The following is a 12,876-nucleotide window of genomic DNA, read 5'->3' as shown; positions in this document are numbered from 1 at the left end:
AACGGTCCCCGCGCCCGCGGGGGTCAGCCGCAGATGAGGTGGCGCATGGTGTTCCCCGCTGGCGGCCGTGGCTCCGGGCCCGACGGCCCCGACCGGAGCGGCGCCCGCAGCGAGGCGCCCACGGTCGTCATGCGCCCCACCATGACCGGCCGCGCCCTCGTCCCGGCCCAGGGCGGACCGGTGGAGGTCCCCGCGCTCGCCTGGTCGGCCGGCGAGTGGGAGGAGTCCTACCAGCGGGTCCGGCTGTCCGGCCGTGCCTACGTCTGGCTCAACCTGGTCGAACAGCGGCTGCGCTCCCTGGTCGACGAGGTGCTGCACCCCATCTACGCCCCCGCCCACGGCGAGGACTGGGTCACCGCCGCAGCCGGCCCGGCCGGCGAGGAGTGGGCCCACCGGGCCGGCGCCGTGCGCGAGGTCAGCCGCCGCAAGGGCTACCTCCTCGACCCCGCCGACGACGACCCGCTGGTCTTCCTCACCCTGCCCCAGCTGCGCGAGCTGATGGTCCAGCACTGGCCCTGCTTCGAGCCCTACCTCGCCGACCGGCGCGAGATCGAACTCGCCCTGGACGAACTGGAAGTGGCCCGGCACGTGGTCTCCCGCAACCGGGTGCTCACCCAGACCGTGCTGGCCCAGACCGAGCGCGCCGCCGCCCGGCTGCTCGCCGTCCTCGACGGCGGCGCGGGCGGGGTGCCCGCCGACGTGGTGGAGTCGCTGGTCGCCGGACGCTACGCCGACGTGGTCGCCGTGCACGCCGACCGGGTCCGGCTGCAGCGCGACCTGCCGGTCGAGGACCTGCTCGACGGTGCCCGGCGCCTCGACGCGCTCGGCATCGGCCTCGGCATGCTCTGCCAGAACTACACCGGCAAGCGCCTGGTCCGCCTGGCCGGCGAGGGCTGCCGGGTCCGGCTGCTGTTCCTCAACCCGGCGAGCAGCGCCACCCGCCGCCGGGAACGCGAACTCGGGCTCTCCCGGGGCGAGTTGTCCCGCTCGATCGAGATGAACATCATGCACGTGCGCCGGGTCCGGGCCCGGCTGCGGGACCAGGGCGGCTTCGAGATCCGGGTCTTCGACGAGACTCCGCGCTTCACCGCCTACCTGGTCGAGGGCCCCCGCCCCACCGGCCCGGTGGCCGGCCGCCGGGCCGGCCGCGACCTCGGCGTCATCCAGCCCTACCTGCGCCGCTCGCGCGGCATGGAGTCCCCGGCGCTGATCCTGCGCGGCGGCGCCGGGCAGCAGCCGGGCGGCACCGAGCCGGGGCTGCTGGATGTCTACCGCGAGGAGTTCGAGGGGGTCTGGGCCGACTCCCGGAACGTGTCCTGAGATATTCGCTGGTCAGCGGCGCTTCCCCGGTGGAACACTGCGCGCCGTGAACAGCCTCCCCGCCTGGACCCTGGAACCCGCCGGGTCCAAGGACCTCGAACCCATCGTCGAGCTCAAGGCCCAGGTCATGCGCGCCGACCTGGAACGCCTCGGCCGCTGGGACCCGGACCGCTCCCGGGAGCGGGTGCGGAAGTCCTTCTCCACCCGGTACACGTCGGTGCTGCTGGTCGAAGGCGCCTTCGCGGGCTGCGTCACGATCCGCCCCGACGAGCACGGCGGCCGCCACCTGGAGCTGTTCTACCTGGCCCCCCGCCTCCAGGGCCGCGGCCTGGGCACCGCCGTCCTGCGCCACCTCCTCGCCGAGGCCGACGCCGCGGGCGAGCCCGTCCGCCTGGTCGTCCTCCGGGGCAGCGCCGCCCAACGGCTGTACGAACGGCACGGCTTCACGGTCGTCGAGGAGGACCCGATCGACGTCACCATGCACCGCCCGGCCCCCGGGGCCACCCCGGAGCGGTCGGAGGAGGAGGTCCGCGCCGAGGCCCGGCGGCCGGGCGGGCTCCTTCCCGCGTCGTAACGATTCCCCCATCACCCCTGGTCAGGGCGGGTGTGCCCGTGGTAGGTGTAGCCCTCGTGAAGATCACGGGGGATGACGGGGCCGTACTGCGCCTCGAAGACGTACACCGCACCTACGGCACCGGCCCGGAGGCCGTGCGAGCGCTCAGGGGGGTGGACGTCACCTTCGACCGCGGCACGTTCACCGCCGTCATGGGCCCCTCCGGCTCCGGCAAGAGCACCCTGCTGCAGTGCAGCGCCGGCCTGGACCGCCCCGACGGCGGCCGGGTCGTGCTGGACGGCACCGACCTCGCCCGCCTGAGCGAGACCCAGCTGACCGTCCTGCGCCGGCAGCAACTGGGCTTCGTCTTCCAGGCGTTCAACCTGGTCGGCTCGCTCACCGCCGAGCAGAACGTCGGCCTGCCGCTGCGCCTGGCCGGGCGCCGCCCCGACCGGGCAGCGGTCCGGGCCGCGCTCGCCCAGGTCGGCCTCGCCGAGCGGGCCGGCCACCTGCCCTCCCAGCTGTCCGGCGGGCAGCAGCAGCGCGTCGCCATCGCCCGCGCCCTGATCACCAAGCCCCGGATGCTGTTCGCCGACGAGCCCACCGGCGCCCTCGACAGCTCCAGCAGCCGCGACGTGCTCGCCCTGCTGCGCGACCTGGTCGACCGCGAGGGCCAGAGCACCGTCATGGTCACCCACGACCCGGTCGCCGCCTCCTACGCCGACCGCGTGCTCTTCCTCGCCGACGGCCGGATCGTCGACGACCTGCCCCACCCGAGCGCCCAGCAGGTCGCCGAGCGGATGACCGCCCTGGAGACGACGGGGACGGCGGCATGACTTCGCTCGGCACCCTGCTGCCGGTGGCCGCCGCGAGCCTGCGCCGCCGCAAGGCCGCCTTCGCCGGCTCCTACGTCGCCCTCACCCTGGGCGTCACCCTGGTCGCCACCACCGGCAGCCTGCTCAACGACACCGCCGGGGACGACTCCCCGCTCGGCGCCCCCTCGCTGCACAAGGTGCTCCAGTTCACCTCGGCGATGGCCGCCTTCGTCGCGGTCTTCGTGGTCGCCGGCACCTTCGCGTTCGCGGTCGCCCAGCGCCGCCAGGAGATCGCGATGCTGCGCGCCGTCGGCGCCACGCCCCGCCAGATCGTCCAGCTGATCACCGGCGAGGCCGTCGTCGTCGCCCTCGTCTCCGCGGTCAGCGGCTGCCTGCTCTCGCTGCCCGGCGCGCCCGCGCTCGCCGCCTGGCTGGTGGCCCGCGGCGCCGCCCCCGAGGGGTTCACCGCGCGGCCCGCCGCCGGGCCGATGCTGCTGGCCGCCGCCGTCGGCCTGGTGGTCGCCCTGCTCGGCGCCGTCGCCGCCGCCGTCCGGGCCGGGCGGGTGCGGGCCGTCGAGGCGCTCGGCGACGCCGCCGTCGACCGCGCGGTCATGACCGGGCCGCGCTGGGCCTTCGCCGTGCTCGGGCTGCTCGGCTTCGTCGGCACCGTCGGCTACTACCTGACGGCGTCCAGCATGCCGCCCGCCCCCGGCGACCAGCCGGACGACCCCCAGCTGGCCTCCCAGTGGGTGATGGGCGCCGACCTGGCCGCCATCACCACCATCGCCCTGTTCGCGCCGGTCGTCGTCCCGCTGCTGGTCCGGCTGCTCAGCGCCCCGCTGGCCCGGCTCACCGCCGCCGCCCCGCTGCTCGCCCGGCAGAACGCGCTCACCGCGGTGCGCCGCACCGTCTCCACCGCCACCCCGGCCTTCCTCACCATCGCGCTCGCCGGTACCGCGGTCGGCTCCACCGCCGCCTTCGCCGACGCCATGACCGCCCAGGCCAGGGCCACCGCGGCGGCCCGGTACGTGCTGCGCCCCGGCGCCGGCCCGCTGCCCGCCGACGCCGCCCGGCGGCTCACCGCCGGACAGGCCGGCCTGCACGCCACCGCCACCACCTCCACCGTGGTCATGGGCCTCGGCGCCGAGCGGCCCGCCTTCGACGACCACAGCGAGGACTCGCCCGCCAGCGCGCCGTCCGCCGCCACCGTGGTGGACGGCGACCTCGCCACCGCCTGGACCCTGCCCGCCGTCGAGGGCGCCGCCGCCGACCTGCGCGGCGCCACCCTCGCCGCCTCCACCGACCAGGTCCGCGGCCACGGCTGGAAGCTCGGCGACCAGGTCAACCTGCGCCTCGCCGACGGCACCGTCACCGGCCTGCGGCTCGCCCTGGTCTACCGCACCCAGCTCGGCCTGGACGAGGTCCTGCTCAGCGGCGACGCCGTCGCCGGCCACCTGGCCGGCGCCCGCCCCGGCGCCGTCCACCTCAGCGCCGAACCCGCCGACCGGCTCGGCGGCGTCCTCACCGACGCCCATGACCCCGGGCCGGACCCGAACGCCCACTACGCCTGGATCGCCACCACCACCATCCTCGGCCCGGCCCTGCTCTACGCGCTGATCGCCATCGTCAACACCATGGTGATGAGCGTCGCCGACCGGCGCCGCGACTTCACCGTGCTGCGGCTGGCCGGGACGGTGCGCCGCCAGGTGCTCCAGATGGTCGCGCTGGAGGCCGTCCTGGTGGTGGCCACCGCCGCCGCGCTCGCCCTCGCCGTCACCGCGCTCACCCAGTACGGCACCACGGCCCTGCTCAACCATCGCATCCTGGCCGGGCAGGCGAGCGTCGCGCTGCGGCTGCCCTGGCTGCCGCTGGGCGTCGGCGCGGCGCTCTGCCTGGCGCTCGCGGTGGCGTCCAGCGTGCTGTCCAGCCGGCTCGCGCTGAGCGGACGGGCGGCGGCCCGGTAGGCCTGCGGCCGGTGGCGCCCGGGCCGGCGGCGGCCCGGTGGTAGCCCGTACGGCTGATGACCCACCAGTAGTCATTCGATAGGACTATTCGGCCCCGGCGTGCTCGTCAGCGCGCCGGGGCCGAGCCGTCGTAGCGTCCGATCCCATGATCGACAGCCCGCACCCGACCGGCTCCGAACACCCCCGCGCCACCCGCCGCAGCCTGCTGCGCACCGCCCTCGGTGCCTCCACCGCCCTCGCGGCCCCCCTCGCCCTGCCCGCCCCGCCCGCCGCCGCGGCCGCCCGCACACCGGGCGGACGGATCGAGTTCCACGGCGTCCACCAAGCCGGCATCCTCAACCCGCCCCCCGGCTACGCCACCTTCCTCGCCCTCGACGTCACCGCCCGCGACCGGGCCGCCCTGGAAACCCTGCTGCGCACCCTCACCGACCGGATCCGCTTCCTCACCACCGGCGGCACCCCGCCCGACCCCGGCCCGGACAGCGCCCCCGCCGACAGCGGCACCCTCGGCCCCGTCCTGCCCACCGACGACCTCACCGTCACCGTCTCCGTCGGCGCCTCGCTCTTCGACACCCGCTACGGCCTCACCGACCGGCGCCCCCGCCGCCTCACCGCCATGCCCGCCTTCCCCGTCGACGCCCTGCGCCCCGCCGAATGCCACGGCGACCTCTGCCTCCAGGTCTGCGCCGAGAGCCGCGACACCGTCCAGCACGCCGTCCGCGACCTGCTGCGCGCCACCAAGGGCCTGGCCGGGCCCCGCTGGCAGCTCGACGGCTTCCAGAACCGCCCCCGCCCCACCGGCTCGGCCCGCAATCTGCTCGGCTTCAAGGACGGCATCCAGAACCCCGACACCGGATCCGCCCGGCAGATGGACGAACTCGTCTGGGTCGGCGACGGCGGCGACGAACCCGCCTGGGCCGCCGGCGGCAGCTACCAGGTCGTCCGCGCCATCCGCATCCTGGCCGCGGGCTGGGACGACGTGCCGCTGCACCAGCAGGAGCGGACGATCGGCCGCCGCAAGGGCGACGGCGCCCCGCTCGGCGCCGCCGTCGAGACCGACACCCCCGACTACACCCACGACCCCGACGGCGCCGTCATCCCCCTCGACTCCCACATCCGCCTCGCCAACCCCCGCACCGACGCCGCCGGCCCCAGCCGCATCCTGCGCCGCGGCTTCAACTTCGACCGCGGCCTCGACCCCGACGGCGAACCCGACCTCGGCCTCGCCTTCTGCTGCTACCAGCAGGACGTCCGGCGCCAGTTCGAGGCCGTCCAGGCCAGCCTCGACACCGAACCCCTCGCCCGCCACCTCCGCCCCACCGGCGGCGGCTACTTCTACGTCCTCCCCGGCGTCCGCGACAGCACCGACCAGCTCGGCCGCACCCTCCTCGCACCCTGACCGGCCGGCCGCCCAACGGCCAAGCAGGGAAGCGGAGTCAGAGCTTCCGTCGGCGCCCGCAGCCGGCCGCCCGGCCCGGCGCCCCGACCCCGACCGCCCACCCGTGACCGCCCGCACCGGCTCCCCTGCCGGTCGGGTTGTCGGTGGGGCGGGTGATGATGGGGGCTGTTTCGCCGGAGAACGGAAGGACACACCTGATGAGCTGGTGGCAGCAGCCACTGGTCGGCTTCGACCTGGAGACCACGGGCACCGACCCGGCCGTGGACCGCATCGTCACGGCCGCGCTCGTGGACACGGTCGGCGCCGTCCGGGTGGAGGCCGCCAACTGGCTGCTCGATCCCGGCGTGCCGATCCCCGCCGAGGCGGAGGCGATCCACGGGATCGGGGACGCCCTGGCACGCAGCAGGGGGCGACAGGCCAAGGAGGCGGTCGAGGAGATAGCCGCAGCGCTCTGCGCGCGGATCGCGGACGGACGGCCGGTGGTCGCCTTCAACGCGCCCTTCGACCTCTCGCTGCTCGACGCCGAGCTGCGCCGCTACGGCCTGCCCACGCTCGCCGAGCGCCTCGGTGCCCCGGTCGGCCCGGTGCTGGACGCGCTGGTGATCGACCGGGCCGTCGACAAGTACCGCAAGGGCTCGCGCACCCTGCAGCGGGTGTGCGAGGTGTACGGGGTGGAGCTGACGGACGCCCACGAGGCGGGCAGCGACGCGCTGGCCGCCGTACGGGTCGCCGTCGCACTGGCCGGGCGCTACCCGGCCGAGGTGGGGGAGGTGGCACCGGCCGAACTGCACCGGCGCCAGATCGGCTGGTACCGGGAGTGGGCCGAGGGCCTCCAGGCCTGGCTGCGCCGCGGCAAGGACCCGCAGGCCGTGGTCGACCCGCGCTGGCCGTCCAGACCGTCCGGCGTGGACGGCGTGGACGGTGAGGAGGGCGACGGGGCGGCCGACCGGCCGGGCCGGACGGGATGACCGGGCCCGGCCCGGAGGGCGGCTCCCGCCAGGTCTACCGGCTGCGCCTCGACCGGGGCGCCGCCTGAGGCCTCGGCCCCTGAGGGCTCAGCCCTGGATGTCCAGCCCCACCGGGTGCGCCAGGTCCACCGGGCAGACGAACACGTGCAGTTCGCCGTGCCGACCGATCGACAGGCCGGGGTCGTCGCCGCTCTCCACCGTGAGCAGCAGCGTCATCCGGGCCCCGCAGCGGCAGTCGACCGGGATCAGGTCGGTGCAGTGCCAGGACGGCCAGCCGCCGAGCTTCCAGCCGTCCGCGCGGCCGTGGTCCCGTTCGTACTCCAGGCCCTGCCGCTCGGCGAACTCTGCGACGGCCCGGGCGATTTCGCCGGGCAGCTCGTCCCGGTCGGGCAGGTCGAGGACCTGTTCGGGGCGCAGCGCACAGGGCTGCGGCAGGTACGGCTCGGCGCTGTGCCGGGGCGCCGGGGGAGTGGCGGGGGCGAGCTCGGCGGCGCGCTGCCAGTGGAGTTCGACGGCGGGGCCGTAGTAGTAGCGCTCGCCCTGGATGTCGTCGTGGTCGTTGGGGCACCAGAGCACCTGGAGCAGGTCGGCGGCCGCCGGCCAGGGCAGGTGCGGGGCGTCCTGGGCGCGGATCCGGGCGAGCGGGACCAACGCCGTCGCGGGAGCGGGGAGTCCGGGCTCCCCGCGGGGGAAGCCGTCCTCCTCCTCGGGGTGCCGTGCGGTGCAGTGCGGCCAGGGTCGGCCGGCCGGCCACCGCGCCGGGCCGCCGATCCGGCTGCCGGGCGCGGTGGCGTCGGGCAGGTCGGTGTCGGGCAGGTCGGCGTCGGGCGGGGCGGCGTACGGGTGCAGCAGGGTGGCGGGCCGCAGGTAGCGGGCCAGGCCGGGCACGGCGGCGACGAGGTCGGCGGGGTCGGGCGCGGGGTCGGTCACGGCGCCCCAGCCTACGGCCAGGCCCGTCGGCGGCGGCCCAACACCCTTACGCGGCCGGGAAGTCGAAGGTGTACCCCTGGGCGACGAGCCAGGGCAGCAGCTGCTTGAGGGCGGCCACGGTCTGGCTGCGGTCGCCGCCGCCGTCGTGCATCAGGATCACTCCGCCGGGCTTGAGCTGGCTCTGCACGGTGGAGACGATCGCGGGCACGCCCGGGCGGGACCAGTCGCGGGGGTCGACGGACCAGCCGAGCGAGGACATCCCGAGGCCGGCGGCGATGTGCTCGTTGTCGGCGTTGAAGCCGCCGCCCGGGGCGCGGAACCAGCCGATCCGGGTGCCGGGCCCGCCGGCCTTGACGATCATGTCGTGGGCGGCGGAGATCTCGTACACCGCCTTGTCGTGCGGGAGCTTCTCGAAGGGCTGCGGGTGGTGGACGCTGTGGTCGCACAGCCGGTGGCCCTCGGCCAGCACCCGCTTGACCAGGGCCGGGTTGGCGGCGGCGTTCTGGCCGATCTCGCAGAAGGTGGCCTTGACGTGGTACTGGGCGAGCAGGTCGAGGATCTGGCCGGTGGCCGGGCCGGGGCCGTCGTCGAAGGTGAGGGCGACGGTGCGGCCGCCGGAGGCGGTGGAGCCGATCACCTTGGTGGCGGGGCCGGGGTGCGCGGGCGGCGCGGCGGGCGTGCCGGTGGCCGGGGCCTGGGTCTGGCTCTGGGCCCCGCCGGTGGTGGCCGACCCGGCGGTGGCCGACCCGGCGGGGGTGCGCGGCGTGGTGGCGGCCGGCCGGGCGGCCGGGGCGGAGCCGGCGGCGTCCGAGTCGGGGGCGGGGGCGATGGTGGCGGCCCCGGTGCCGGTCGGCTGCTGCTGCGGGGAGGCGGTGGCGGCCGCGGTGGGCTGCAGGGCCCCGCTGGCGGTGCCGCACGCGGTCAGGCCCAGGAGGGCGGCCACCGCGATGCAGCCCGCGATCAGCCGTCGGCGGCCGACGGCCTCACGGGTCGGGGGGAGGGGGCTGCGACGGGTGGGGGTCCGGTGCATGGCGGCGGCTCCTGAGGGGCAAGAAGGGGGCCGATCCCTCGGTCAGGATGACTGTGCGATAGGACGCCGATCGTACGTGTCCCGGTTGCGCGCCGGACCGTTGCGCCTTAAGAGTCTTCTCACATCCGAGGGGTTTGGCGTCCGCCGGTCGGAGGGGGTACCGGGTGCCGTCAGAACGGGTACCACCGCACCCCGGTGGCCCCCTCCCGGAGCGAGTCCACCCGGCGCCGGAACTCCGCCAGCGCCGCCGGGTTCCCGGCCGCCTGCTGGGCGACCCAGGAGGCGCTGGCGGTCTCCCGGGCCCCGCGCAGCACCGCGAAACCGGACCAGTCGCGCACGTCCCGGCCGTACGCCTCGGTGAACGCCCGGTAGTCGTCCTCGGGCACGCCGTAGCGGTCGTGGGCGAGCGCGAGGACCACCAGGTCGTGCTCCCGCAGGTCCTGGGAGAAGGTCTCCAGGTCCAGCAGCACCGGCCCGTCCGGGCCGACGTGGACGTTGCGCGGCAGCGCGTCGCCGTGGATCACCCCGGGGGCCGGTTCCGGCACGAGACCGGGCAGGGCGGACGCGAAGTCGTCCCGGCGCCCGCGCAGGAAGGCGACGTCCGCCGGGTCGACCTGCCCCTCGGCGGAGGCCAGCCAGCGCTCCACCGGTGCCAGCAGGTCGCGCCCGCCGAGCGGGAACGGCGGCAGCGGCAGTGCGTGCAGGGCGCGCAGCAGCGGGGCGAGGTCGGCCGGGCGGGCCGGGCGGACGGCGGGGGCGAGCCGGTGCCAGAAGGTGACCGGGTGCCCGTGCGCCCTGTGCGGCCCGGCCGCCACCGCCTCGTACGGGCGGACCACCGGGACGCCCTGCCCGGCCAGCCAGTGCGCGACGGTCAGCTCGCGCCGCGCCCGGTCGTACAGTTCGGGGCCGCGGCCGACCTTGGCGACCACGGCCGGGTCCCCGAGGTCGAAGACGGCGTTCTCGCCGAGGGCGAGCAGCCGGGCCCCGTCCGGGGCGGGCAGTCCGGCGCTCGCGCAGGCGTCGGCGAGCAGCAACCGGGCGCGGGCCTCGTCGAAGGGGATCATGGCTGGGCTCCGTTCCGCCGTCGTCCGTCCGGGGAACCCCGGACGGTGGTCATCATGGCGCACCGGGCGGCGCGTGGGCGGCGGGGCCGTCGGCGGGTTTCCCGACAGTAGCTCAACTGACCCGACGGGGGCGATAGTTGGGCGCAGCTCCGGGTTGCCGGCGGGCGCGCCCCCGGTTCCGCTCCGGGTCCGGGGGTGGGGCTATCCCCACCCCCGGACCCTTAGTCCTCCTCCTCGGAGGTAGGGGGTGGACTCCACCCTGAGGGGGAGAAGTCTCCACCCGGAGCACGAGGCAGCGGGCGGTGCGGCCGGGAGACACTGGGTCGGGGCCGTTCGGGGCGGCCCCGTACGGGGGTTGGAACACGGGGCTCCTTGCCGCACGGCGAGCACGTACTCGTAGGATGACGCCCAGACCTACTTACCTGCCGACCGGCTAGGGGGCGCCAGCGTGCGTCCCCGGCCCGGTCCTGCCGTCGCCCAGCGTCCCGTCCCCCAAGGGCTGCGGTGAACCATGCCCAGGAGGCATCGAGCATGTTCCACCGACTAGGACAATTCGTCGTTCGCCGCGCTTGGTGGGTGATCGCCGCATGGCTCGTCGGGGCGGTCATCGTGTCCATCAGCGCCGCGAAGGTCGTCGACCAGACCGACCAGTCGAAGTTCCTGCCCACTCACTACGAGTCGATCCAGGCCGCGGAGCTCCAGGGGCGGGCCTTCCCGTCCAGCTTCACGCCGTCCGCCCTGCTGCTCTTCGAGCGCACCGACGGCGGCCAGCTGACCAAGGACGACCAGGCCTCGATGGACAAGGTCGTCAAGGGCCTGACGGACGCGCAGATCCCGCTGGTCCAGCAGGTCCTGCCGGTCCTGGAGCAGTCGAAGTCCAAGGACGGCAAGTACGCGCTGTCCCAGGTCGCCATCGACCAGAGCAAGCAGCAGGACCCGCAGTTCGCCGAGGCGGCCAAGAAGCTGCGCGAGGACGGCACCAAGCTCGCCGAGGGCACCGGGCTGAAGTTCCAGGTCGGCGGTGACGCGGCGAGCCAGCTGGACCAGAAGGAGTCCTCGGGCTCGACCGACTCCATCGTGCTGGTCGGCGGCCTGCTGCTGGTCATCCTGATCGTCGGCATCATCTTCCGCAGCATCCTGGCCGGTCTGCTGCCGGTGCTGCTCTCGCTGGTGGTCGCGATGCCGGTCGCCAAGGGCCTGATCAACGACGCGGTCAAGGCGTTCGACCTGCAGACCACGCCGATGACCTCGGCGATCCTGATCATCGTGGTGCTCGGCGTCGGCACCGACTACTTCCTCTTCCTGGCGTTCCGGTACCGGGAGCGGCTGCGGGCCGGTGACGACCGCAAGCAGGCCGTGGCCAACGCGGTCGGCCGGGTCGGCGAGGCGATCGCCTCGGCCGCCGGGGCCGTCGCCGTCGCCTTCGCGGTGCTGATCCTCTCCAGCCTCGGCATGTTCACCGCGCTCGGCCCGGCCCTGGCCATCGCCGTCCTCGCCACCGCGGCCGTCATGCTCACCCTGGCCCCGGCCGTGCTCGCCGTGATCCCCTCCCGGGCCGTGTTCTGGCCCGGCCGCAAGTGGATGCAGGAGCCCCAGAACGCCCGCTTCGCCGCGCTCGGCCGGATGACCGGCAAGAGGCCCGGCCTGGTCGCCCTGGTCTCCGGCGGCCTGCTGGTCGTCCTGGCCCTGGCCGGCGTCAACTACACCGGCACCTACGACCTCGCGGGCAGCTCCATGCCCAAGGACAAGGAGTCGATGGTCGTCCAGGACAAGCTGATGAACGCGTTCTCGGCCGGTGCCACCGACCCGAGCCACGTCTTCCTCACCAGCACCAACGGCGCCAAGCTGAACGAGGGCGAACTCAAGGCCTTCGGCGACCGGCTCGGCGGGGTCGCCGGGGTGGCCAAGGTGAACATGCCCACCGCGGAGCGCGGCATCAGCAAGGACGGCACCACCGCCGACTTCTCGGTGGAGCTGAAGGACGCCCCGGCCACCAACGAGGCGATCGACACCGTGGTCAAGCTGCGCGACGCCGCGCACGCCGCGGCCCCGGCCGACAGCAAGGCCCTGGTCGGCGGCATGACGTCCATCTTCAAGGACATCAACGCCGCGATGATCCACGACTACTCGCTGGTCTTCCCGATCGCGGCGCTGCTGATCATGATCATCCTGGGGCTGCAGCTGCGCAGCATCGTCGCGCCGTGGTACCTGATGGCCTCGGTCGGCCTCGGCTTCGGCGCCACCCTCGGCGCCACCACCCTGCTGTTCCAGAACATCAAGGGTGAGGCGGGGCTGATGTTCATGCTGCCGATCTTCATCTACCTCTTCGTGGTGGCGATCGGCACCGACTACAACATCCTGATCATCGCCCGTCTGCGGGAGGAGGCCCGCGAGGGCCGCAGCCCGCGCGAGGCGGCCCGCGAGGCCATCAAGCACGGCGGCCCGACGGTCGCGGCGGCCGGCTTCATCCTGGCGGCCTCGTTCGGGACCTTCATGCTCGCGGGCAACGTGCTCTTCATGGAGCTCGGCTTCTCGCTGGCCTTCGGCATCGTGCTGGCGGCCTTCGTGATGGCGATGTTCTTCACCCCGTCCATCACGGCCCTGCTCGGCCAGAAGGCCTGGTGGCCCGGCCACGGCGGCGACGCCCGCCCGGGTGGGGGCCACGCCCCGGTGGCCGGTGCCCACGGCCTGCCGGAGCCGGCCGGGCGGCACTGACCCGGGGGCCCGGCCACGGGCCCGACAGCAGACGGCGCCCCGCTCCGGCGGGGCGCCGTCCCCTGTTTCCAGGGCGGCCAAACGTGATCTGTTCAGCAGAAAAGTGCCCGGTCAATCG

At 75.1% G+C, this 12,876-nt stretch carries 10 protein-coding genes; 7 read left to right on the top strand and 3 right to left on the bottom strand.

All coding sequences use genetic code 11. The features are described from left to right. Nucleotides 1-45 precede the first annotated feature (45 nt). The 6 genes from ABTY61_RS13935 (at nt 46) to ABTY61_RS13910 (ending at nt 7,019) form a co-directional block, all read left to right on the top strand. Nucleotides 46-1,320 carry a DUF5919 domain-containing protein gene (locus tag ABTY61_RS13935; RefSeq protein WP_502895302.1) on the top strand — a complete coding sequence of 425 codons (1,275 nt, stop codon included), beginning with the start codon at nt 46-48 and terminating at the stop codon, nt 1,318-1,320. A gap of 46 nt (nt 1,321-1,366) precedes the next feature. After that, a complete protein-coding gene (locus ABTY61_RS13930) occupies nt 1,367-1,894 on the top strand; it encodes a GNAT family N-acetyltransferase (RefSeq protein ID WP_350505202.1) in 528 nt (175 codons plus the stop codon). 56 nt (nt 1,895-1,950) lie between these two features. Continuing rightward, complete coding sequence (locus ABTY61_RS13925) at nt 1,951-2,709, top strand: ABC transporter ATP-binding protein (RefSeq protein ID WP_350505201.1); 759 nt, start codon at nt 1,951-1,953, stop codon at nt 2,707-2,709. Then, nucleotides 2,706-4,652, top strand: a complete 1,947-nt coding sequence (locus ABTY61_RS13920) for an FtsX-like permease family protein (RefSeq protein WP_350505200.1) — start codon at nt 2,706-2,708, stop codon at nt 4,650-4,652. Before ABTY61_RS13925 ends, ABTY61_RS13920 begins: the two co-directional genes overlap by 4 nt. 145 nt (nt 4,653-4,797) lie before the next feature. After that, nucleotides 4,798-6,051: a Dyp-type peroxidase gene (locus ABTY61_RS13915; RefSeq protein WP_350505199.1), complete on the top strand. Its 1,254-nt coding sequence runs from the start codon at nt 4,798-4,800 to the stop codon at nt 6,049-6,051. Nucleotides 6,052-6,248: 197 nt separating this feature from the next. After that, nucleotides 6,249-7,019, top strand: coding sequence for an exonuclease domain-containing protein (locus tag ABTY61_RS13910; protein WP_350505198.1), 771 nt, complete (start codon nt 6,249-6,251; stop codon nt 7,017-7,019). Between the two features lie 87 nt (nt 7,020-7,106). Here the strand turns inward: ABTY61_RS13910 and ABTY61_RS13905 are convergent, their stop codons facing one another. From ABTY61_RS13905 to ABTY61_RS13895, 3 genes are all read right to left on the bottom strand, one after another. Then, nucleotides 7,107-7,949 carry a DUF1963 domain-containing protein gene (locus ABTY61_RS13905; protein WP_350505197.1) on the bottom strand — a complete coding sequence of 281 codons (843 nt, stop codon included), beginning with the start codon at nt 7,947-7,949 and terminating at the stop codon, nt 7,107-7,109. A gap of 46 nt (nt 7,950-7,995) precedes the next feature. Next, complete coding sequence (locus ABTY61_RS13900; RefSeq protein ID WP_350505196.1) at nt 7,996-8,979, bottom strand: polysaccharide deacetylase family protein; 984 nt, start codon at nt 8,977-8,979, stop codon at nt 7,996-7,998. 170 nt (nt 8,980-9,149) lie between these two features. Beyond that, nucleotides 9,150-10,043 (bottom strand): phosphotransferase enzyme family protein, encoded by an 894-nt coding sequence (locus ABTY61_RS13895; protein WP_350505195.1) that lies wholly within the window; start codon nt 10,041-10,043, stop codon nt 9,150-9,152. A gap of 609 nt (nt 10,044-10,652) precedes the next feature. On the opposite strand from ABTY61_RS13895, the gene ABTY61_RS13890 reads away from it, so the two are divergent. Continuing rightward, nucleotides 10,653-12,758, top strand: a complete 2,106-nt coding sequence (locus ABTY61_RS13890; RefSeq protein WP_350505194.1) for an MMPL family transporter — start codon at nt 10,653-10,655, stop codon at nt 12,756-12,758. Nucleotides 12,759-12,876: the final 118 nt, after the last annotated feature.

The organism is Kitasatospora sp. NPDC096128 (genome assembly GCF_040303105.1).
Classification (GTDB): domain Bacteria; phylum Actinomycetota; class Actinomycetes; order Streptomycetales; family Streptomycetaceae; genus Kitasatospora.
This window is presented reverse-complemented; position numbering and strand designations above follow the sequence as displayed.